A 21,631-nucleotide genomic window follows, 5' to 3' on the forward strand; every position below is an offset into this window, starting at 1 on the left:
CCCCGCCATCCACCTCATCGAGCGCCGCGGCGAGCATCCGCACACGCTCGGTGTCGGCGTGAGGCGAGCGCGGGCGCTCGGTCCTTGCTTGCACGGCCGACACGCGGCCCGGCCGCGTCGGAGCTATGCGCCCAGCGCCGCCCCGAGACGCTCGAGGATCGCGGGCCAGCCTCCCTTCATCCCCTCCCAGGCGCCACGGGCGAGGGGCGAGTCGAGATCGAACCCCTCGTGCGTGAGGGACAGACGAGTGCCCTCGCCCTCCGCGGAGAGGCGCCACGTGACGGTGGTGTCGAGCGAGCCGGTCGCGAACCGGTAGCTGAACAGCCGCTCGTGCTCGACCGCGGTCACCTCGCACGGCTGCTTTCCGAACCTGCCCATGTCGAGCGTGAAGCGGTGGCCGACCACGGGGCGCACGTCGCCGGCGGCCCACCACCTCGCGTGGAGCTCGGGGTCGGTGAGGGCGCGCCACACCGCGGCCGGTGGGTGGGGATAGACGTGCTCGAGGTGGATCATCCCGGGGGTGCTCATCGCGTCTTCTCCTTGTCGAGGACTTCGCCGAGGGCCACGAGCCGGCGCTCCCAGTAGCGCGAGAACGCCTCGAGCCACGTGTCCACCTCGGAGAGGGGACGGGGATCGAGGTGGTAATACCGCTCGCGTCCGCGCGGCTCCTCGCGGACGAGCCGCGCCTGGCGCAGCACCTGGAGGTGCTCCGAGATGGCCGGCCGCCCCACGTCGAAGCCGGCGGCGAGGTCCTTCACGGCGCGAGGACCCTTCCGGAGCTGCATCAGGATGTTTCGGCGGACGGGATTCGCGAGCGCCGAGAACACGTCGGGCTGCGGCATGCAGGGAAACATAGGTCGGGAGATCCCGACGCGTCAACAGAACCCGACGCGTCGCTCCGCGGCCGCTCCGCTCTTGCTCCGGGGCGGGCGCGCGAGCCCGGCGCTCGCCGGGGAGCCGCGCCTGGACAAGCGTCGGTCGAGGGTCTAAACGACCGTGCGCGATTCGGAAACAGCGCGCCGAAGCCGCGCCCGCGGGACGGCGCGCGAGCCCCGAGGGGCGAAGCGCGCCCGGGCCCCGCGTAGCAGGGGTGGGGCCCCGACGAGCTTCGCTCGGCGGGGCGGGGGCGCAGCCCCCGTCAGGACATGGCTAAACCATGGCGTGATTCGCGACACCGAAGGTGATCGCGAGTCACGAACCATGGTTTAGTACGGAGCGTGCATGGTCCGCCGGCAGCGGCCGTGCGAGGCCGCGGGGAGGCGGCCTGCCATGCGCATCGCGCTCCTCACCGCCGGCTCCCGTGGCGACGTCCAGCCCTACCTCGCGCTCGCGCGGGCGCTCGCGCGGTCCGGCCACGCCTGCACGCTCGTCACGCAGCGCGTGTTCGCACCGCTCGCGGCGGAGTACGGCGTCACGTTTCACGCAGCGGGCGGCGACGACTGGCCGACACCGGAGAGCGTCCGGGAGCGGGTGCGCAATGGCGAGCTCGCGGAGCTCGCGGGCAAGAGGAACAGCTTCTCCCAGCTCTCGCTCGTCGCGGCGCTCTTCGCGCGACACATGACGCGGTTCACGGCCGACGCGCTGCCGGCCTGCGAGGGCGTGGACGCGGTGGCGTTCGCGCCGATGGCGGCCGTCGCGGGCCACTCCCTCGCCGAGAAGCTCCGGGTCCCCTTCGTGCCGGCGCTGCTCGCGCCGGCCTTCTCCACCCGCGAGTTCCCGAGCGTCCTGTTCCCCCCGCGCGCGAGCTTCATCCCCGGCTACAACCGCCTGAGCCACTGGGCGGCGGAGCGCCTCCTGTGGCGCCTCAACCGGGAGAGCGCGATCCGGCTGCGGCGCGACGTCCTGGGGCTCCCCCCTTACCCGCGCTCCGCCTTCGAGCTCATGCATCGAGCCGAGCCGCCGGTGCTCGTCGGCGTGAGCCCGAACGTCGTGCCGCGGCCGCGGGACTGGGCCCCGTACCTGCACCTGACCGGCTACTGGTTCCTCGACGAGCCGTCCGGGTGGAACCCGCCGGCGAGGATCGCTCGGTTCCTCGCGTCGGGCTCGCCGCCCGTCTGCGTCGGCTTCGGCAGCATGGTGAGCGAAGATCCGAGGGGCGACGTCCGGATCGTCGCGGAGGCGCTCGATCGTGTCGGTCGACGCGGGATCCTCCTGTCCGGCTGGGCCGGCCTCGACGACCACGCCGCGGACCTCCCGTCGAGCATCCTGCCGCTCGACTCCATCCCTCACTCCTGGCTGTTCCCGCGCGTCGCCGCAGTCGTGCACCACGGCGGCGCCGGGACCACCGCGGCTGCCCTCCGCGCCGGGGTCCCGCAGGTCGTCGTGCCGTTCATCACCGATCAGCCGTTCTGGGGCGACCGGGTGCGGCGCCTGGGCGTCGGACCGGCGCCGATCCCGCGTGCACGCCTCACGGCGGAACGACTGGCCAGGGCGATCGCGTGCGCCCTCGAGCGCGGGGCGATGACGGCGCGCGCGCGGGACCTCGGCCACACGATCCGCGCGGAGGACGGCGCGCGCCTCGCGGTGGAGATCCTCGAGCGGGAGCTGGGGCGCGGGCGGCGCCGGGCGCCCGGATGATCACGTGCGGGCTACGCCCGCCCCGTCGATCTCACGGTCGGGCACGGCTGCGTGGGCTCCACTTCGTCGTGACCTTGGCGTACCACGCTCGCCGGGCGCGCCGCCCGCCCGGCCGCGGTGGTCGCCTACAGGCGCCTCGCGGGCTTCGGCTCCCCGCGATCGCCGCGGGCGCGAGGCGAGCGGTCCTCGAGCGGACCGGCTCCCCTGCCGTAGACGTGACGATACGCCCCGTAGCTCCCGAGGACGCGCTTCACGTAGTCCCGCGTCTCCGTGATGGGGATCTTCTCGACCCACACGTCGACGTCCTCGTCCGGCCTCGCCCGCACCCATCGCCACACCGCGACCGGGCCCGCGTTGTAGGCCGCCACCGCCCGGACCATCGAGCCCTCGTACTCCGAGAGCAGCTCCGCGAGGTAGGCCGCGCCCAGGCGGATGTTGAGCGCAGGCCGGTGCAGCATGCCCGGGTTCACGCGGCCGAGCTTCAGCCCGCGCGCCACGTCCTGCGCGGTGCGCGGCATCAGCTGCGTGAGGCCGCGGGCACCGGTCGCCGAGCGCGCCCACGGGTTGAAGCGGCTCTCCTCCCGCATCAGCGCCTGCAGGAGATCCGGATCGACGCTCGAGGCCTTCGCCCATCGCTCGACCAGGCTCCGGAAGGGCAGCGGGTACGTCGCGCGCCAGACGTCGGCGGTGCGATCGTCGATCCCGCCCGTCAGCGTGCGCCCGAGCGTGGTGCGCGCGACGTAGGCGGCGGCCGCGGAGCTCCCGCTTCGCTGCAGGGCTTCCACGAGCAGGCGCGCCGCGTCCTCGGGCAGGCTGCGCCGATCGATGGCGAGCAGCTCGGCCGCGCCGTCGGGCAGCTGCATCCGCAGGAGCTCCACCCCCGCGAGGAACCGCGGGTCGTCCCCCAGCGGCCCCGCCTCCAGCGGCCACACCGTCGCCGCCGCGTAGGACGACGCCGTGCGGTGGGACGCCACGAGCGGCGCGAGGTCGGGGAGCCGCGCGCGGGCGAGCAGGCCGTACCACTCCGCGGGGTGATCGGCGGCCAGCGCGGCGAACGCGGGCGCGGCCGCGGCGTCGCCCTTGTCCGCGAGCGTGCGCGCCCGCCAGTAGCGCGACCGGAGGCGCTGCTCGCGCCCGAGGCCGGGGAGGCGGTCCAGCCGGTCGAGCGCGGCGAGCGCCTCCTCGTGCGCGCCGGCCGTCCGGTGCTCCCACGCGAGCCGGAAGAGCGCCTCGGGAGCGAAGTTGCCCGTGGCGTAGCGGGCGGCCACCTGCTCGAGTCGCTCCAGCGCGACGGCCCGTCGTCCGCCGCGCAGGTCGAGCTCGGCGGCGAAGAACAGCGCGTCGTCGGCGAAGGCGTGGCCGGGGTACTCGTGCGCCAGCGCCTCGTAGGTGCGCACCGCGTCCTGCCCGATCACCGACTGCGAATACCCGAGCACGTACATCGCCTGAGGCCGAAGCTCGGAGCTCTTGCACGCCTCGACCATCGGTCCGAGCTCCGCGGCTGCCTTGCGGTGCTGCCGCTCCTTCCGGAGCGCGTTGCCGATCACGAACGACGCGGTGCAGGCGTGCTCGTCGGGCAGCGGGGTCTTCACCTGCCGCGCCAGCCGCAACGCCTCGAGGTTGTCGTGGAACGCGAGGAACGACTCGGCTCGCCGCAGCCGCCATCGGTTCGGGATCGGGAGCTCCTTCAGGCGTTCCCAGACGACCTTCGCCTCGCGCGAGAGCGGGCTCGTGGCCCACAGCTCGAGCATGGCCCGGTGCTCGCACGGGTAGTCGCCCTTCTTCTGGCACAGCCGCGCGGCGGCGAGCAGCGCCTTCCGTCTCACCGCATCGTGGCGAGGGATGGCCGGCAGCTCGCGCAGCGGGACGAGCGCGTCGAGCGCCCCGTCGAGATCCAGCCCGCGCTCGAGCACCCGGGAGCGCCCGAGCCGGGCCTCGGCGTAGAGCGTGGAGCCGGGGCTCACCTGCGCGTAGACGTCGGCGGCGGCGCGGCGCTTCCGCAGCCGCTCCAGGGCGCGTGCCGCGTGGAAGAGGCAGTGGTCCCGCATCCGCGGGTAGTCGTCGGCGAGGGCCCGGAGCTCGACGACCGCCGAGGCGGGGGCGTCGCGCAGCGCGGACACGGCGCGCAGGTACCGCACCGGCGGCTGCTCTCCACGCAGCCGCGCGCGTGCGCGCGCATGGCTGCCACGGTCGAAGAGCGCCTTGGCCTCGGCGAGCTCGCCCGAGGCGAAGTAGGGCGCGAAGTCGCCCTCCGTGTAACGGCGGGTGACCCCCTGCGAGCGCGAGGCGCTCTCCAGCAGGTCTTCGAGCTGACTCTCCGCGACGGGAGCGTCGCCCTCGGCCTCCTGCGCGGGAGCTGCCGTCGCCCACATGGCCCCGACGAGCACGGCGAGCCAGCGACACCCGGATCGCGTGCGGAGCCGGCGCGAGCCGGTATGCCTCGTCACTCGATGCACGGGTGGCGGTCAGTGTACCGATCGAGCGGCGCGCGTCACTCCCACAGCCCGCGCCGAGCGCGGTGAAGCGCGTACATCGGCGACTCACGCCAGGGCCGCGCGGGGACGAATACGGGGCCGGCGCGCTCGGGCGCGGCATGGCGCCGGCGATGTGACCGTCGGTGCAGGGGCACGCGAGGTGTCTCCGCGCCGGCACATCGGCGGCGCCCGCCGTCGCCGCGACGGTCGCGCCGCACCGCGGGGGCTCTCGCCTTCGGGTGCGATGCAGCGGGACCTCGAGCACGGCCCGGGCGAAAGACGCAAAGCGAAGGCGGGTGGCACGCGCCGCGGCGAGCGCACATCGTGACCGCCGGAGAGGAGAGAGCCGATGAACACCAGAAGGCTTGCGGTGATGGCCGCGCTCGTGGCTGCCACGACGGCGCGAGCTCAGAGCGGCGGCTCGGCGGCCGATCCCGCGGAGAGCGGGGCGAGCCGCGATTCGGCCAGTCAGGCGGCCGCCCAGCAGCAGGCGCCGAGCGTGACGAGCACCGAAGGGCCCGGTGGCAGCAGCCCGCGGCCCGTCACGCAGGGGCAGGGGGAGAACAGGCGCTTCGGCAACGAGCCGGCGGCCACGCCGGGGATCACGGGGAGGAGGGCGAACGAGCCGGGGAGGACCGGCGCCTCACAGAATCAGGTGTCCGGGCGCGTGGCGCTCGTGAACCCGAGCGAGCGCGAGATCGCGATCGACGCGGGCACCGCCACGATGCAGTTCAAGGTGGCCCCCGACGCGAAGATCACGATCGATGGGGAGAAGGCGTCGTTCGAGGACATCGCGAAGGGCGCCGAGGTCCGCGCGTCGCTCGACCGGAGCGGCGGCGAGTTCCAGGCGAAGCGCCTCGAGGTCACCTCGACCGGGAAGAAGTGAAGGAAGGGAGCCCCGGTCGCCGGCAGGGTGACCGGGGTTCGCGACTCGCCCCTGCACGGCGCCCGCGCGCTTGGGCGCTGCTCTGGAGCGCGGGAGGCGGTCGAGGGTGGGGGCGGGCGGGCGCGCGCCCGCGCTGGCCGCCAGCGGAGGTGAGGCCGGGCGTAGGAGGGAGCCGGACGCTATGGTTCTGGTCGAGGAGGGAGCGACATGAAACGTCAGGACCGTGGAAACGCCAGACCCGAGCCCGAGACTCGGAGCGATGACCGCGAGACGCGGGAGCGCACCGTCGCTCCGCCGATCGAGCGAGAGCACGAGACGCAGAAGGGCGTCTTCGAGGAGGAGGAGGAGGAGAAGAAGCGCGAACCCGAGCGCCGCTGACCTCCTCCAGCCGATTGCCCTGAGACCCGGCCGAGCCGGGCCGGGGCTAATGAATCCGCAGGGCGAGCTTGCCGAGGTGGTGCCGTCCGATCTCGCGGTGCGCCCGCGCCGCGTCGTCGAGCGCGTACACCCGCCCGATCTCGACGTGGAACGGGCCGGCGCCGATGAGCCGGTTGAGCTGCTCGAACGCGTCGCGGCCCGGCTGGCCGTCGTAAGAGAGCAGGGTCACCCCGGGAGGCGCGGTCGGCGCCGGCTCGACGCCGTTGGGGTGCGCGACGCGGCCGCCCTTGCGCATCGCGGAGAGCGCGGGGTCGAGGCTCTCGCCGTGGACGAGCACGAGCGCGGCGTCCAGACCGGCAGGCGCGAAGTCACGCGCCGCCCGCGCGACGTCGTCCCGCTTGCCGTCCACGGCCGCGTCCGCCCCGAGCCTCCGGACCAGCTCGACGCCGTCCCGCCCGGAGGCGACCGCGAGGACCCTCGCGCCCATTCGCTTCGCGAGCTGCACCGCCAGGTGCCCGATCCCGCCGCTCGCGCCGTACACCAGGAGCGTCTGTCCCGGCCCGAGGTGCAGCTGATCGTCCAGGCCGCGCACCGCCGTCACGCCGTCCGCGCCGAGCACGCCCGCCTCCTCGGCGCTCAGACCGCGTGGGATCTGCGCGACCTCGTCCTCGTTCACCGCGACGTACTCCGCGTAGAACCCGGCGTCGAAGGAGTACGCGTAGACGCGATCGCCGATGCGGAACCCGCGCACGCGATCGCCCACCGCGACCACCTCGCCCGCTCCGTCGTTGCCGATGACGCGCGGAAACCCGCTCGGACCGAGCTCGACCTCCCCGGACCGGAGGTAGGGATCCCAGGCGCCGATGCCGGCCGAGTCCAGCCGGATGAGGACCTGGGTCGGCCCCGGCTGCGGCACCGGGAGCGTCTCGGTGTGGAGGACCTCCGGGCCGCCGTACCGATCGAATGCCGCTGCTCTCATCTGCGCTGGAACGGACGCTTGCATGGCAGCTCCTCCTCGCTGGTACGACCCCGCAGCCATAACGCGAGCGGGCACCGGCGCACGGCCCCGGGGCGGGCCCGACTGGACCCGTGTAACCACCCGTCGGCTCGCGCATCGAATGGGAAGGGAACGAGGATCCGATGGCACAGGACGCTGGTTCGGCGAGGGGCTTCCAGGCGGGCGGCGCCCCGGACGAGGCCGTGGTCCACCGCGTACTCGCGGGGGACACCGCGTCGTTCGAGCTCCTGATGCGCCGCCACAACCAGCGCGTGTACCGCACCATCCGCGCGGTGCTGCGCCGGGACTCGGCGGACGTGGAGGACGCGATGCAGCAGACCTACCTGCACGCCTACCGGGCCCTCGCCGCGTTCGAGGGGGCGTCCTCGTTCGGTACGTGGCTGACGCGGATCGCGCTCAACGTCGCGCTCGGCTTCGTGCGGAGGCAGCGCGTCGCCGGCGTGGAGCTCTCGGTGGAGGTGGACGAGATGACCCGCGGCGCGCGCGACGAGGGGCCCGAGGACGGAGCGGCGAGGAGCGAAGCCGCCGCGCTGCTGGAGCGAGCGGTCGCCCAGCTGCGCGACGAGCACCGCATCGTGTTCGTGCTGCGGGAGGTCGAGCAGCTCTCCACCGCCGAGACCGCGGAGGCGCTCGAGCTCTCGGAGGAGAACGTGAAGGTGCGGCTCCACCGGGCGCGCCTCGCGCTGCGCGAGATCCTCGCCGGGGAGGTCGGCCAGTCCGCGCCGCAGGCGTTCGCGTTCCTCGCTCCCCGCTGTGACCGGGTCGTCCACTCGGTGCTCTCCTCGATCGGCGCCCGACCGCGGACGAGCGGATAGCGCGCGGGCGAGATCGTCCGGCCCCCGCTGCAACCCCCGGCGCGCTGGCGCGTCCAATCGTGAGTCAGCATCCGGAGGACGTCATGGCGCTTTCCAGGGGCAGGGATCGATCGAAGCTCACCAGGATCATGGGGATCTCGCTGACGTCGCTCGGCGCGCTCGCGTCGGCGGCGGTGATCGCGGGGACCGGGCAGCCCGTCGCGGCCGCGAAGGGCGACGACACGCTCGAGCGCCTCGCCAGCGAGCCGGTCGCGCGGGCCGCCGCGAAGGCGTTCCTCGAAGGGCGGGAGACCTTCCGGTTCGACACCTTCGGCGACGAGGCGTTCTGGGGCGGCCAGCTCCGGCTCCACGAGGCGATCGCCGGCTCCGCGAACGGCGGCGTCGGCGAAGGCGTGAGCCCGCGCGCCGCGCTGGCGGTGGGTCTCAAGGTCGACGCCGACGGTCTGCCGGCGAACCTTCGCCAGCAGCTCCGCCGGGGCGAGGTCGACCTCGACGACCCGGCCACGACGCTGGCGCTCCTGAAGCTCGGCGCCGTCGTCGGCGTGAAGGGCGTCTTCGAGGGCGACCGGCTGACCTCGGCCGGCATCACCTGCGCCCTGTGCCACTCGACCGTCGACGACTCGCTCGCGCCGGGGGTCGGCCGCCGCCTCGACGGGTGGGCGAATCGCGACCTCGACGTGGGGACCATCGTGGCGCTGGCGCCGGACCTGTCGCCCTTCACCACGCTCCTCGGCGTCGACGACGCGACGGTGCGCTCGGTGCTGCGGAGCTGGGGGCCGGGGAAGTTCGACGCCGAGCTCGTGCTCGACGGCAAGGCGTTCCGCCCCGACGGCAAGCCGGCCGCGACGCTCCTCCCGCCGGCCTACGGCCTCGCCGGCGTGAACCTGCACACCTGGACCGGCTGGGGATCGGTCACGCACTGGAACGGGCTCGTCGCGAACCTCGAGATGCACGGGCAGGGCACGTTCTTCGACCCGCGCCTGGACGACGCGGCGAAGTTCCCCATCGCCGCCCGCGAGGGCTTCGGGAACGTGCGGAACACGCCGGACCTCGTCACCGCGAAGCTCCCCGCGCTGCACCTCTACCAGCTCGCGCTCCCGGCGCCGGCGCCGCCCGACGGCAGCTTCGACCGCGAGCTCGCGGCGCAGGGGAAGGCGCTGTTCGAGGGCAAGGCGAGGTGCGCGACCTGCCACGTCCCGCCGCTGTACACGGAGCCCGGCTGGAACCTGCACACCCCCGAGGAGATCGGGATCGACTCGTTCCAGGCCGACCGCTCGCCGGACGGGCGCTACCGCACCGCGCCGCTGAAGGGCCTCTGGGCGCACCAGAAGGGCGGCTTCTACCACGACGGCCGCTTCGCGAAGCTCGAGGACGTGGTGAACCACTACGACGAGCACCTCGACCTCGGCCTCGACGCGGGCGAGAAGGCGGCGCTCGTGGAGTTCCTGAGGTCGCTGTGATCGCGCCGGTCGTCCCCGCCGCACTCAGCACTCCACCGCGTACCGCCGGACGGCGTCCCCGTCCCAAGCGAGGCCGTTCCCGGGCACTTCGCGCGGGTGGATGAACCCGTCCTTCACGAGGAACGGCTGCCCGAGCACCGGGTGCGCCCAGTCCTGCCACTCGATCCAGTGCGCCGTCGGCGTGACGCGCATGAGGTGGCTCGAGATCTCCGGGTACAGGTGCGAGGACAGGTCGATCCCCCACGCGGCCGCGAGCGCGGCCGCGCGCAGCCAGCCCGTCACGCCACCGATCCGCATGAGGTCGGGCATGACGAGGTCGCACGCCTGCGCCGCGAGCGCGTGAACGAGCGTCGCGCGGCGTCGCCGTTCTGCACCGGCGCCACCCGGGCCGCCCGCGAGCCTCGCGCCGAGGTCGCGGACCATCGGCGCGAGGTACTTCAGCGATCGCGGCAGGTAGGGCGCGAGGTATCCGCGGCCGGTGACGCCTTCCTCCGTGAGGAGCTCCACGAGCAGCAACGGCCACTCGCCGAACGACCCGACACGGTCGAGACCGGCCGCCCGAGCGGCACCACCACGCCGCGGGCGGTGACCTCTCGCACCGTGAGCCTGGAAAGGGTCGCGCCGTTCGCACCGCCCTGAAGGAGTGGCATGGCGCGCCTCCCGCGTCGGTCGCCGCCTGCGCGTGATAAGCGCGGCGAGCGGCGACCGCACGGCGAGCGGAGGCGCGCCCTCGGGGGGAAGCGCCGCGGCCGAGCTCCGCAGGGGAGAGAGGTCCTGCCCTGGACCGCTACTTCGCCGCCGCGGCCTTCCGCACGATGGGCGGCCTCGCCTTCACCACGCGCTCGGTCTTCGCGGGCGCGGCGGGCGCCTGCGCGGGCTTCGCGTGCGGGAGCGGCTTGCCCTTCGCGAACGCGGAGTTCGCGCCGAAGCGGGCGACGATCTGCTTCTTCGTGTCGAGGCCGGTCGCCTCGATGACGAAGGTCGGGACGCGGCGCGCGCGCTGGTCCGCGACCCAGCGGGTGATCTCGCCGGCCCGCGGCACCGCCACGTTCCGGCGCGCGGTCCGCGCGGGCGCGGCGGGGACGGGGGTGCGGGCAGCGACGCGCGCGGAGGGCTTGCCCGCGCGGACGCCCGCCGCGACGGCGGCGTCGATCGCCCGCCGCAGCGAGGGGAGGGCGCGCGCGACGGCCGCCTCTACCGCGGCGTCGATCGCGTCGCCGATGGAGTGCTTCGCCGGGATTGCAGCCATGTCTCTCCTCGCGCAGCCGAAGGGGCGTGCGCATTCGAGGAATATGCCGGCCGTTGCAGGATGACAATGGACTCGCGGCGAATGCGACGGCGCCGGGCGCGCCTCGCCGAGTCCCGGGTCATCGCCCGGGACGCCGCAGGAGCACGTAGATCGCCCCTGCGCCGCCGTCCACCGGTCGCGCGGAGGCGAACGCGAGGACGTGGCGCGCGAAGCGGCCGGTGGCGAGCCAGGTCTTCAGGGCGTCCTTGAGGACCGGGAGCTGATCCTTCGAGTGCAGGCCGCGGCCGTGCACGACGAGCACGCAGCGCTTCCCGGCCTGGCGCGAGCGGCGCAGGAAGTCCTCCACCGCGCCCTTCGCCTCGTCGCGCGTCATGCCGTGGAGGTCGACGTGCCCCTGCACCGCGAACTCGCCGCGTCGCAGCTTGCGCGCGAGGTTCGCGTCGAGGCCGGCCGCGCGGCCCTCGATGAACTCGTCGGTGTCGGAGAGGTCGAACGGCGCGTCCCCTGCGACGAGCGCGCGCAGCTCGTCGATCGCCTCCAGGTCTGGGTGCCAGAACGGGCCCGCGGCCGGTGGAGGCGGCGGCGGCGCGGCCACGCCGGGGCCGCGGTCGAGCGGGCGCACGCCCGACGTCGCGCTCTCCCACAGCTCCTCCTCCGTCACCTCGTGGGCAGGAGTGGGAGGCGGGGGAGGGGGCGGCGGCGAAGAGCGCGGCTGTGCGGGGATCGCCTTCGCGCGCTCCTTCAGCTTGTCGAACGGATTGTTGAAGGGCTTCTTGCCCACCCGTCGACTATAACGGCGGGCGCCGTGGACATCGAGATCCAGTGCCCCTACTGCGGCGAGTGGGTCGTCGTCTTCGTCGATCCCGGCGGTGGTGCGGAGCAGACCTACGTCGAGGACTGCCCCGTCTGCTGCCGGCCGTGGATCGTGCACGCGCGCGAGGAGGAGCCCGGCGGGTTCGCCGTGGGCCTCGCGCGGCAGGACGACTGATGAGGGCGACCGCGGGGGCGCTCGCAGGATTCACGGATTCACACTCCCGCAACATGGTCCGTGTCAGAATGCTCCCCCGCCGCGGACCGCAGCCGCGGCAGATTGGAACGCTTCATGTCGATCGTCTCGGTCGAGCACGTCTCCAAGGACTACATGCTCGGGAAGACCGTCGTGCCGGCGCTGCGCGACGTCTCGCTCTCGGTGGACGAGGGCGAGTTCCTCTCCATCGCCGGCCCGTCGGGCAGCGGCAAGACCACGCTCCTCAACCTCGTCGGCTGCGTGGACACGCCCACGGCGGGCCGCGTCCTGGTGGCCGGTCAGGACACCGCCCGGCTCTCCGAGCGCGCCCTCACCGAGCTGCGCCTCCGCACCATCGGCTTCATCTTCCAGAGCTTCAACCTCGTCTCGGTCCTGACGGTGTTCCAGAACGTCGAGTTCCCGCTGCTCCTCCAGGGCGGGCAGACGCGGAAGGAGCGCGCGGAGCGGGTGCTCGCGCTCCTCGACGCCGTCGGCATCCAGGAGCACGCGCGCCATCGCCCGAGCGAGCTCTCGGGCGGGCAGCGGCAGCGCGTGGCCATCGCGCGCGCGCTCGTGACGCGCCCCGCGCTCGTCCTCGCGGACGAGCCCACCGCCAACCTCGACTCCGAGACCGGCGGCAACATCATCGACCTCATGCGGGAGATGAACCGCCGCGACGGCACCACCTTCATCTTCTCCACCCACGATCCCAAGGTGATGGCCCACGCCAGCGCGCTCGTCCGCATCGAGGACGGGCGCCTCGCGAGCCGCGAGGACCTGGACGGCGCGGCCTCGGCGGGGGGCCGCTGATGGCCGAGCGCCGCGACGCGGTGCGGGTGCTCCTCCGCATCGCCTTCCGCAACCTCGCCGCGAGCCCGGTGCGCACCGCCATCCTGGGCGCCATCGTCCTCGTCGGCTCGCTCATCGTGGTGGTCGGCTCGTCGGTGCTCGACTCGATCGACCGCGGGATGCGCACCTCGATCCAGGGCAGCCTCGGCGGGCACCTGCAGGTCTACGACGCGCGCTCGGAGGGGGCGCTGGAGCTCTACGGCGGGCTGCGCGGCGAGTCCCTCCTCGAGCCCATCGAGGACTTCGCGCGGGTGAAGGAGGTCCTCTCGAAGGTCCCGAACGTGCGGCAGGTCGTGCCGATGGGGATCGACCAGGCGATGGTCGCGACCGGCAACACGTTCGACGTCGCCCTCGAGCGGCTGCGGGAGGACGTGCGCCGGCTCGAGGCGGGCGCGGACGACGCCGAGCTCCGCCGGGCCTACGCGGCGCACCAGTCGCACGTGCGGCGCATGGTCCAGCTCCTGCGCGAGGAGATCTCCCAGGCCCGCGAGATCGTGGATCCCGGCGGGCGCGAGGGTGCGGAACGCCGGCAGGAGTGGGAGGCGCTCCAGCGCGCCGCCACCGACGGGTTCTGGGACGGCTTCGACCGGGACCGCTACGGCAGCCTCGAGTTCCTCGAGAACCGGGTCGCGCCGCTCGCGATGGACACCGCCTTCACGTTCCTGCGCTACGTCGGGACGGACGTGGACGCGTTCTTCGAGGCCTTCCCGCTCGCCGAGGTGGTGAAGGGCGAGCGGATCCCCAGCGGTCGCCGCGGCGTGCTCGTGGGGGGGCAGTTCGCGGAGGAGTGGCTGAAGCTCAAGAACGCGCGGCGCCTCGACCAGATCAAGGACGCGCGCGACCGCCGCGGAAAGCGGATCGCCGAGGACGAGGAGCTGCAGCGCTGGGTCCGCGAGAACGGGAGCGGCATCCGCGAGATCCTGCTGCAGCTCGACCCGGTGCGCGCGGACGAGCTCGCGGCGGAGCTCCGCCCCGCGCTGGGCGCGCCCGCGGGCGAGGCGCTGGAGCCCCTGCTCGCGCGGCTCTTCGCCACCACGGACGAGAGCTTCGACCGGAACCACCGGATCTTCTACGACCTCGTCGCCCCCAAGGTCCGCCTCTACCGGGTCGACGTGGGGGACGTCATCACCATCAAGGCGCCGTCGAAGAGCGGCTACTTCAGCTCGGTCAACGTGAAGGTCTACGGGTTCCTGCAGTTCAAGGGGATCGAGCGCTCCGGCATCGCCGGGATGATGAGCGTCCTCGACCTCATGAGCTTCCGCGATCTCTACGGCTACCTCACCGCGGAGAAGGCGGCGGAGATCCGGCGCCTGCAGGAGTCGATGGGCGTGCGCGAGCTCGATCGCGAGCGGGCGGAGGCGGAGCTGTTCGGAGGCGGAGGAGGGCTCGTGGGAGAGGCGCGGGCCGCCGAGATCGACGAGGGGGCCCTCGTGGCGGGGCGCGAGGAGGACCGGGCGAGCGCCGCGGACCTGGCGGCGCGCGTCTACTCGCGCGAGGAGCTCGAGCGCGGCGTGGCGCTCAACGCGGCGCTCATCCTCGAGGACCCACGCCAGCTCGACCGCACCCGGCGCGACGTCGAGGCCGCCATCCGCGACGCCGGGCTCGGGCTGAAGGTGGTGGACTGGCAGGAGGCGGCGGGGCTCGTCGGGCAGTTCGTGACGCTGCTGCGCGTCGTCCTCTTCACGGCGGTCGTCATCTTCTTCGCCATCGCGCTCGTCATCATCAACAACGCCATGGTCATGGCGACCCTCCAGCGCGTGAAGGAGATCGGGACCATGCGCGCCATCGGCACGCAGCGCCGCTTCGTGGTGACGATGCTCCTCGTCGAGATCGCGACGGTCGGGGTGGTGTTCGGGATCGCGGGCGCGCTCCTCGGGGGGGTGGTGGTGTGGGGCATCCGGGCGGCGGGGGGGATCCCGGCGGTCACGGACCTCCTCTACTTCGTGTTCTCGGGCCCCGCGCTCTTCCCGCGCCTGGGCGCGCTGGCGGTGGGCGGCTCGCTGGTGGTGGTGCTCCTCGTGGCGATCCTCTCCGCGCTCTACCCGGCGGTCATCGCGATGCGCGTGACGCCGGTCGAGGCGATGGCGACGGAGGACTGACGTGCTCGGCGTGGACCTCCAGATCGCGGGACGCAACCTCGCGCGCCACACCCGGCGCAACCTCTTCCTGGGCGGCGCGCTCGCCGCCGTCACCGCCCTCCTCGTCCTCCTCGGCGCCCTCACCGCCGGCATGGAGTCGTCGATGATGCAGTCCGCCCTGACGCTCATGACGGGCGACGTGAACGTGGGCGGGTTCTTCAAGGTGACGAGCGGGAGCGCCGCCCCGCTCGTGTCGCAGTACCCGCGCGTGCTCGAGACGGTGCGCGCCACGGTCCCGGAGGTGGAGTACGTCACCATGCGCGGCCGCGGGTGGGCGAAGGCGGTCTCGGAGAGCGTGTCGATGGACCTCGTCCTCGCCGGCGTGGACGTCGCGAACGAGCCGACCTTCCGGAGCGTGCTCCGCGTGGTGGACGGGGACCTCGAGGCGCTCGCGCAGCCCGGGACGGTGTTGCTCTTCGAGGGCCAGGCCGAGCGCCTCAAGGTGCGCGTGAACGACGTCGTGACCCTCTCGGCGCCGACGGCCCGGGGCGTGAACAACACCGCCGACGTGCGCGTCGCGGCCATCGCGCGGAACGTGGGGCTCCTGTCCGCCTTCTCCGCGTTCATCCAGGTGGACACGCTGCGCGAGCTGTACGGCCTCAACGCCGCGACCACCGGCGCGCTCCACCTGTACCTGCGCGACCCGGGTGACGCCCCGCGCGTCGCGGCGCGCCTGCGGACGGCGCTCGCGGACGCGGGCTTCCGCGTGATGGAGCCGGACGCCCAGCCCTACTGGATGAAGCTCATGCAGACGGTGCCGAGCGAGGACTGGACCGGCCAGAAGCTCGACGTCACCACCGCCGACGACGAGATGGGCCAGTTCAAGCAGTTCATCCTGGCGCTGCGCGTGGTCACCGGCCTCCTCGTCGTGATCCTCATGGTGGTGGTGGTGATCGGGCTCCTCAACACCCTCGCCATCGCCATCCGCGAGCGGACGCGCGAGATCGGCGCCCTGCGGGCCATCGGCATGCAGCGGCGCAAGGTGATGTGGCTGTTCCTGCTCGAGTCCGCGCTCCTCGGCGCCCTCGGGACGGCGGCGGGCGTGGCCGTCGCGCTCGCCGTGGCCGTGGCGGTGAACGCGGCCGGCATCGCCCTGCCGGAGGCGGTCCAGGTGTTCCTCGCCCAGGAGCGGCTGGCCTTCCTGCTCGATCCGCGCGCCATCGTGGGCGACGCGCTGCTCCTCTCCGCCATCACGGTCGTCGCGTCGATCTTCCCGGCGCGCCGCGCCGCGCGCCTGAAGCCGGTCACCGCCATGCACCACGTCGGGTGAAGCCCAACATGCACCGAGTCCCGCTCGTCACCGCAGCCCTGGCCCTCCTCGCCTCCGCCGCACCCGCCCTCGCGCTCACCGCCCCCGAGCTCGCGAAGGTCGTCGCCACCATCGACGAGCGGCAGCGCAACTCCGGAGATTGGAAGGCGCTCTGCTACATGGAGGCGAAGGAGAAGGGGAAGACCGACGTCGTCTACGAGCTCGTCGTCTACCGGCGCGACGAGGACGACAAGCAGATGTTCCTCTTCACGAAGCCGCGGGCCGAGGCGGGCAAGGGCTACCTGCGCATCGACAAGAACCTGTGGCTCTACGACCCGGCGGTGGGGCGCTGGGAGCGGCGCACCGAGCGCGAGCGGATCGGCGGCACCGACACGCGGCGCGGCGATCTCGACGAGTCGCGCCTCGTCGAGGAGTACGACGCGACCTTCGAGGCGGACGAGAAGCTCGGCGCGTACGACGTCCACCGCATCCTCCTCGTCGTGAAGCCCGGCGTGGACGTGGCCTTCCCCAAGGTGCGGCTCTGGGTGGACCGGGCGACGCTGAACGTGCTGAAGCGCCAGGAGCTGGCCCTGTCCGGCCGCCTCATGCGCACGGCGTACTACCCGCGCTGGAAGAAGCTCTTCTCGCCCTCCAAGCGCGCCGACGTGTGGTACCCGGAGGAGATGCGGATCTTCGACGAGATCGAGAAGGGCAACTCGACGCTCATCCTCATCAAGGAGATCGACCTGCGGCCGCTCGCCGCGAACCTGTTCACCAAGGCGTGGCTGGAGTCGAAGAGCCGGTAGGCCGGGTCGTCCCTCGACTTCGCTCCGCCGCGGCGGAGCTACGCTCGGGACGAACGGTCCTGGGAACGCGATCGAACGGAGGGGAGATGAGGATCGCCGTCGCGCTCGCCGCGCTCGCCGTCGCCACGGCCTCGCTCGGGCAGGAGCGTCCCACCGAGGAGGAGCTCTTCGGGAAGCCCCCCGCAGAGTCGCCGCAGGCGACCGGCGAGGAGGAGCAGGAGCCGCAGCCCCGGCAGCCCGAGGAGCGCCCCGGGTCGCCGCGGCCGGAGGAGGCGGAGCTGTTCGGCGGGACCGGCTCCCCGAACGCGGCGCCGCCGCCGGCGGAGGGGATCCTGCCGCGCGACGTCGCCGATCCGCTGCGCCTGGGCGGACAGCTCTACTTGCGCGCGCAGGCGCTGTGGCAGGAGGAGGTCGCTCCCGCGGACTGGTCGCTCTCCACGCCGAACCTGCTCGACCTGTGGCTGGACGCACGCCCGAACGATCGCGTGCGCGCCTTCACCCTCGCGCGCATGCGCTACGACCCGACCGCCCCGGAGACGGACGAGAGCGCGCTCCCCGCCGCCGAGCAGGCGCTCCTGACCGACGCCACCAGCACGCGCGGGCTCGTCACGGGCGTGCGCGGCCCGCGGGTGCTCCTCGATCAGCTGTGGGTGAACTTCGACGTCGGACGGCACGTCTTCGTGACCGCCGGCAAGCAGCACGTCAAGTGGGGCGTGGGCAAGTTCTGGAACCCCACCGACTACCTGCACCCCGTGCGACGCGACCCCCTCGCGGTGTTCGACGAGCGGACCGGCACGACGATGGTCAAGGTCCACGTGCCGTGGGAGCGGCGCGGCTGGAACGCCTACGGCGTGGCGCTGCTCGAGGACGTCGCCGGGCGGGTGGAGCCCACGAACCGGGTCGGCAGGATCGGGGTGGGCGGGCGCGCGGAGATCGTGGCCGGGACCGTCGAGCTCGGGGCCGACGCGCTCGCCCAGGACGGCCGGCGCCCGCGCTTCGGCGTGGACGTCTCGGCGGGGATCTGGGACCTCGACGTCTACGCGGAGGCGGCCCTCCGCACGAGCCGCGACGCGCCGCGCTGGACGGAGGTGGACCCGGGGGCCCCCCTCGTGGCGCGCTACGCCCGCGACGATCCGGAGGGCTTCACGCCGGCGGTGGTGCTCGGCGGGAGCTGGTCCGCGAACTACAGCGACGAGGACGCGCTCACGGTCGGCGCCGAGTACTCCTTCGACGACGCCGGCTACGACTCCAAGGACGTCTACCCGTTCCTCCTCGCCGGCGCGCCGGAGCTCACCGGGGAGTTGGCGGCGCCCTTCCGGCAGCGCGATCCGACCGCCTTCCGGCCGTTCTACCTGGGCCGGCACTACGCGGGCGCGTTCCTGCTCCTCCCTTCACCGGGCCGCTGGAACGACACGACCGTCACGCTCTCCGTGCTCGGAAACCTGTCGGACCGGAGCTTCGTCGCCCGCCTCGATCACGCCGTCCTCGCGCTCACGTACCTGCGCGTCGAGTCCTTCGTCGCGGCCTCGTTCGGCGCGCGCGGCGGCGAGTTCCGGCTCGGCCTGGACGTCCCGCTCTCCGACGTCGCCCCAGGGCTGCCGTCAGACCAGGCCATCTCCGTCCCGGCTCCCGTGCTCCAGCTCGGGCTTGCCCTCCGCGTGGCCCTCTAGCGGAAACGGCCAGGGCACGTTGCCGCGCCCCCCGAGCGCGCCTTGCGCGAGGGGCGGCCGGCGACGACGCGCTCCATCGGGGCGGGCGGCGCACCGATCCGGCGCGCCGCGGCTCCCACGGACGGACTCGATACCTTCGGAGGTGGGACGTGGCCGAGCTCGGCATGCGGAAGCAGGTGAGCGGCAAGTACGACGAGGTGCTCGCGAAGATCCCCGAGCTGCTCAAGGGGGAGGGCTTCGGCGTCCTCACGCGCATCGACGTGACCGCGACGGTGAAGGAGAAGCTCGGCGTCGACTTCCGGCGCTACCAGATCCTCGGCGCGTGCAACCCGAAGCTCGCCCATCAGGCGCTCACCTACGAGGTCGGCCTCGGCGTCATGCTGCCCTGCAACGTGGCGGTGTGGGAGGACGACGCGGGCAAGGTGATCGTCTCCGCGGTCGATCCGCTGCAGACGATCGCCTCGCAGGACCCGAACCTCGAGCCCATCGCCCGGCAGGTGCGCGAGAAGCTCTCCCGCGTCCTCGCGCAGCTCTGACGCGATGGGCGAGTGGGACTTCCTGACGTTCCTGGCGTTCGCCGCCGGCTGGATCCTCCTGCAGCGGGTGATCCTGCCCCGCGCCGGCGTGCCCACCTGAGGGATGCCGCCGCGCCCCCGTGACGGGGCGCAGCAGGAGGACGAGCGCCGAGGGCAGGGCGGCTGCTGAAGCCACCGGCTCGCGCTCGAGGTGCTCGCTCCGCGAGCGTACGGGCGTGAGATCATTCAACGCCCGCGCCTGCGCCCGCGCGGCCGCGCCGGCACGCGCGCCGCCGGAAATACACGATCCGTCACGGAGCCCATCGGGAGCCCGGACGGAGGATGCGGGCGTGCGCCCGCGTGTGCATTCGCTCTGCGTGCGGCGGAAGCCTTTTCGTACCGCGGGCGTCTCTGTTTACGAGTGGTGAATACAGCTCGCTCCTGCCGCCGTCGGGGGATTTCCTCCCGCCGGGCGCCGCGCGCACAAAGGTTGCGCCCCACTCGCGCGAGGCGTGCGGAGTGCCCCGCGAGCGCGCTCGCGCGGGGGTGAGGAGGAAATCCCATGAGGCGCGCCGTTCACTCGACCCTCGCGGCTCCCGCGGTCGCCCTCGCCGTGTGCACGGCGGCCGTCGCGAGCGCGCAGGACCCGTCGGTACCCGAGTCCATCCCCAAGTACGACCGGCCCCTCGTCATCCCGCCGGCGATGCCGGTGACGAGCACGCCCGTGGTGCCAGGAGTGGGCCCCATCGACTACTACGAGATCGCCGTTCGAAGTCTCAGCCAGCAGATCCTGCCGGTCGGATATCCCCAGACCACCGTGTGGAGCTACGGCTCCGTCAATCATCCTGGCACGCTCAACTACCCCGCCTTCACGATCGAGGCCCGCTTCGCGCGGCCGGTGCGCGTGAAGTGGATCAACGACCTCGTGGACGAGGAGGGCGCTCCGCTCCCGCACCTGTTGCCCGTCGACCAGACGCTCCACTGGGCCAATCCGCCCGGCGGCGTCGAAGGGCGCGACATGCGCCCCTCGACGCCCGTCGTGGAGCCGTACCTCGGCCCGGTCCCGATGGTCCCGCACCTGCACGGCGGTCACAACGCGCAGGAGAGCGACGGCTACGCCGAGGCGTGGTTCCTGCCCGCGGCGGCATACTCCGACGAAGCGTTCGAGGACTTCGCGAAGGAGGGCCGCTGGTACGCTCCGTTCAAGGCCCTCTTCGAGAGCAAGTACGGCGTGGAGTGGGAGCCTGGAACGGCCACGTTCCAGTACGAGAACGACCAGCGGGCGGGGACCTTCTGGTACCACGACCACACCCTCGGGATGACGCGCGTGAACGTCTACGCCGGCCCCGCCGGCTTCTACCTGCTCCGCCGCGGGCCGGGCGATCTCCCCGCGGGCCTGCCGGGACCAGCGCCCACCGTCGGCTCGGATCCCTTCGGGACGTTCTACGAGATCCCGATCGCCATCCAGGACCGCTCCTTCAAGAGCGACGGCTCGCTGTTCTACCCGGCCACGCGCGCCTTCTTCGACGGCTTCCCCCAGCCGTACATCCCGGACAGCGACGTATCGCCGATCTGGAACCCGGAGTTCTTCGGCACCACGATGGTCGTGAACGGGCGCACCTGGCCGTATCTGGAGGTCGAGCCGCGCCGGTACCGCTTCCGCTTCCTGAACGGCTGCAACTCCCGGTTCCTGATCCTGAAGATCGCCGGCGATGCGCTGGAGGAGCGGCCGGCCCAGCCGGCGCTCCACTTCGTCCAGATCGGCGGCGAGGGGGGATTCCTGCCCTCGCCGGTGGTGCTCGACCAGCTCCTCCTCGGCCTGGCGGAGCGTGCCGACGTCATCGTCGACTTCACCGGGCTCGAGCCGGGGACGGAGCTGTTCCTCGTCAACGAGGCGCCCGACGAGCCGTTCGGCGGCGGCAGGGTGGTCGAGGACTTCGATCCTGCCGATCCCGAGACGACCGGCCAGGTGATGAAGTTCAGGGTCGTGGAGCTCCAGGGCAGGGACGGCAGCCTGCCCGTCGATCGCCTCAAGCTGCCGGCGGCGCCCCCCCTCCCGCCGGCGACGGCGACGCGCCGGCTCTCGCTGAACGAGCTCGAGTCCACCATGGGCGGCGAAGGGCCGATCGCGGCGCTGCTCGGGACGATGGAGGGCGCCGAGCCGGTCCCGCTCTTCTGGGACGACGAGGTCACGGAGATCCCACGGCTGGGCGCGACGGAGATCTGGGAGATGTCGAACTTCACCGCCGACGCGCACCCCATCCACATCCACGAGGTCCAGTTCCAGGTGGTGGACCGGCAGCCGTTCGGCGGGGCCACGCGCGCTCCCGAGCCGTGGGAGGCGGGCTACAAGGACACCGTCATCGCCTACCCCGGCGAGATCACGCGGGTGAAGGCGAAGTTCGATCTCCCCGGCCTGTACGTGTGGCACTGCCACATCGTCGAGCACGAGGACAACGAGATGATGCGGCCGTACTGCGTGGGCGAGTGCCCGGCGCTGGAGTAACGAGCGGCGCGGGCGCTCCTCACGGCGTGAAAGGA

20 protein-coding genes are annotated in these 21,631 nt (G+C 73.0%); 13 read left to right on the plus strand and 7 right to left on the minus strand.

What is annotated here, in order from left to right:
* Positions 1-123: 123 nt before the first annotated feature.
* Entirely contained in the window at positions 124-528 is a 405-nt protein-coding gene (locus tag ANAE109_RS02465) for an SRPBCC domain-containing protein (RefSeq protein WP_011984804.1), read from the minus strand.
* Positions 525-842 (minus strand): helix-turn-helix transcriptional regulator, encoded by a 318-nt coding sequence (locus ANAE109_RS02470; RefSeq protein ID WP_041448069.1) that lies wholly within the window; start codon positions 840-842, stop codon positions 525-527. Before ANAE109_RS02470 ends, ANAE109_RS02465 begins: the two co-directional genes overlap by 4 nt.
* A 427-nt stretch (positions 843-1,269) precedes the next feature.
* Here ANAE109_RS02470 and ANAE109_RS02475 point away from each other — a divergent pair, with 427 nt between their 5' ends.
* Positions 1,270-2,577, plus strand: a complete 1,308-nt coding sequence (locus ANAE109_RS02475) for a glycosyltransferase (RefSeq protein ID WP_041448070.1) — start codon at positions 1,270-1,272, stop codon at positions 2,575-2,577.
* Positions 2,578-2,702: 125 nt separating this feature from the next.
* Here the strand turns inward: ANAE109_RS02475 and ANAE109_RS02480 are convergent, their stop codons facing one another.
* On the minus strand, positions 2,703-4,964 hold the full coding sequence (locus ANAE109_RS02480; RefSeq protein ID WP_041448071.1) for a transglycosylase SLT domain-containing protein: 2,262 nt from the start codon (positions 4,962-4,964) through the stop codon (positions 2,703-2,705).
* A 436-nt stretch (positions 4,965-5,400) separates the two neighbouring features.
* Here ANAE109_RS02480 and ANAE109_RS02485 point away from each other — a divergent pair, with 436 nt between their 5' ends.
* Both ANAE109_RS02485 and ANAE109_RS25460 read left to right on the plus strand, forming a co-directional pair.
* Entirely contained in the window at positions 5,401-5,937 is a 537-nt protein-coding gene (locus tag ANAE109_RS02485; protein ID WP_011984808.1) for a hypothetical protein, read from the plus strand.
* A gap of 207 nt (positions 5,938-6,144) precedes the next feature.
* A complete protein-coding gene (locus tag ANAE109_RS25460; RefSeq protein ID WP_200860878.1) occupies positions 6,145-6,315 on the plus strand; it encodes a hypothetical protein in 171 nt (56 codons plus the stop codon).
* Between the two features lie 46 nt (positions 6,316-6,361).
* Here the strand turns inward: ANAE109_RS25460 and ANAE109_RS02490 are convergent, their stop codons facing one another.
* On the minus strand, positions 6,362-7,318 hold the full coding sequence (locus tag ANAE109_RS02490) for an NADP-dependent oxidoreductase (protein WP_011984809.1): 957 nt from the start codon (positions 7,316-7,318) through the stop codon (positions 6,362-6,364).
* 137 nt (positions 7,319-7,455) lie between these two features.
* Here ANAE109_RS02490 and ANAE109_RS02495 point away from each other — a divergent pair, with 137 nt between their 5' ends.
* Both ANAE109_RS02495 and ANAE109_RS02500 read left to right on the plus strand, forming a co-directional pair.
* Positions 7,456-8,148 (plus strand): RNA polymerase sigma factor, encoded by a 693-nt coding sequence (locus ANAE109_RS02495; RefSeq protein ID WP_011984810.1) that lies wholly within the window; start codon positions 7,456-7,458, stop codon positions 8,146-8,148.
* A gap of 83 nt (positions 8,149-8,231) precedes the next feature.
* Complete coding sequence (locus ANAE109_RS02500) at positions 8,232-9,608, plus strand: hypothetical protein (protein ID WP_011984811.1); 1,377 nt, start codon at positions 8,232-8,234, stop codon at positions 9,606-9,608.
* A gap of 24 nt (positions 9,609-9,632) precedes the next feature.
* On the opposite strand, the gene ANAE109_RS02505 is transcribed toward ANAE109_RS02500, so the two are convergent.
* The 3 genes from ANAE109_RS02505 to ANAE109_RS02515 all read right to left on the minus strand — a co-directional run bounded on the left by ANAE109_RS02505 (position 9,633) and on the right by ANAE109_RS02515 (position 11,638).
* Positions 9,633-10,115: an enolase C-terminal domain-like protein gene (locus tag ANAE109_RS02505; protein ID WP_234945316.1), complete on the minus strand. Its 483-nt coding sequence runs from the start codon at positions 10,113-10,115 to the stop codon at positions 9,633-9,635.
* 280 nt (positions 10,116-10,395) lie between these two features.
* The gene (locus tag ANAE109_RS23895; RefSeq protein WP_011984812.1) at positions 10,396-10,857 is read right to left on the minus strand and encodes a hypothetical protein; all 462 of its coding nucleotides are present in this window, start codon (positions 10,855-10,857) and stop codon (positions 10,396-10,398) included.
* A 118-nt stretch (positions 10,858-10,975) separates the two neighbouring features.
* Positions 10,976-11,638 carry a Smr/MutS family protein gene (locus ANAE109_RS02515; RefSeq protein ID WP_041448075.1) on the minus strand — a complete coding sequence of 221 codons (663 nt, stop codon included), beginning with the start codon at positions 11,636-11,638 and terminating at the stop codon, positions 10,976-10,978.
* A gap of 24 nt (positions 11,639-11,662) precedes the next feature.
* Between ANAE109_RS02515 and ANAE109_RS02520 the strand changes: the two genes are divergently transcribed.
* The 8 genes from ANAE109_RS02520 to ANAE109_RS02555 all read left to right on the plus strand — a co-directional run bounded on the left by ANAE109_RS02520 (position 11,663) and on the right by ANAE109_RS02555 (position 21,596).
* Positions 11,663-11,845, plus strand: a complete 183-nt coding sequence (locus ANAE109_RS02520) for a CPXCG motif-containing cysteine-rich protein (protein WP_011984814.1) — start codon at positions 11,663-11,665, stop codon at positions 11,843-11,845.
* A gap of 114 nt (positions 11,846-11,959) precedes the next feature.
* Positions 11,960-12,673 carry an ABC transporter ATP-binding protein gene (locus ANAE109_RS02525; RefSeq protein WP_011984815.1) on the plus strand — a complete coding sequence of 238 codons (714 nt, stop codon included), beginning with the start codon at positions 11,960-11,962 and terminating at the stop codon, positions 12,671-12,673.
* Positions 12,673-14,811, plus strand: coding sequence for an ABC transporter permease (locus ANAE109_RS02530; protein WP_011984816.1), 2,139 nt, complete (start codon positions 12,673-12,675; stop codon positions 14,809-14,811). Before ANAE109_RS02525 ends, ANAE109_RS02530 begins: the two co-directional genes overlap by 1 nt.
* Before the next feature lies 1 nt (position 14,812).
* Positions 14,813-16,120 carry an ABC transporter permease gene (locus tag ANAE109_RS02535; protein WP_011984817.1) on the plus strand — a complete coding sequence of 436 codons (1,308 nt, stop codon included), beginning with the start codon at positions 14,813-14,815 and terminating at the stop codon, positions 16,118-16,120.
* Between the two features lie 8 nt (positions 16,121-16,128).
* Positions 16,129-16,905 (plus strand): outer membrane lipoprotein-sorting protein, encoded by a 777-nt coding sequence (locus ANAE109_RS02540; protein WP_011984818.1) that lies wholly within the window; start codon positions 16,129-16,131, stop codon positions 16,903-16,905.
* A gap of 86 nt (positions 16,906-16,991) precedes the next feature.
* Positions 16,992-18,575 carry a hypothetical protein gene (locus tag ANAE109_RS02545; protein WP_011984819.1) on the plus strand — a complete coding sequence of 528 codons (1,584 nt, stop codon included), beginning with the start codon at positions 16,992-16,994 and terminating at the stop codon, positions 18,573-18,575.
* Between the two features lie 149 nt (positions 18,576-18,724).
* A complete protein-coding gene (locus tag ANAE109_RS02550) occupies positions 18,725-19,111 on the plus strand; it encodes a DUF302 domain-containing protein (RefSeq protein ID WP_200860879.1) in 387 nt (128 codons plus the stop codon).
* Positions 19,112-19,652: 541 nt separating this feature from the next.
* A complete protein-coding gene (locus ANAE109_RS02555; protein ID WP_011984821.1) occupies positions 19,653-21,596 on the plus strand; it encodes a multicopper oxidase family protein in 1,944 nt (647 codons plus the stop codon).
* The last annotated feature ends 35 nt before the right edge of the window (positions 21,597-21,631 follow it).

The organism is Anaeromyxobacter sp. Fw109-5, assembly GCF_000017505.1.
In the GTDB taxonomy this organism is placed as follows: domain Bacteria; phylum Myxococcota; class Myxococcia; order Myxococcales; family Anaeromyxobacteraceae; genus Anaeromyxobacter.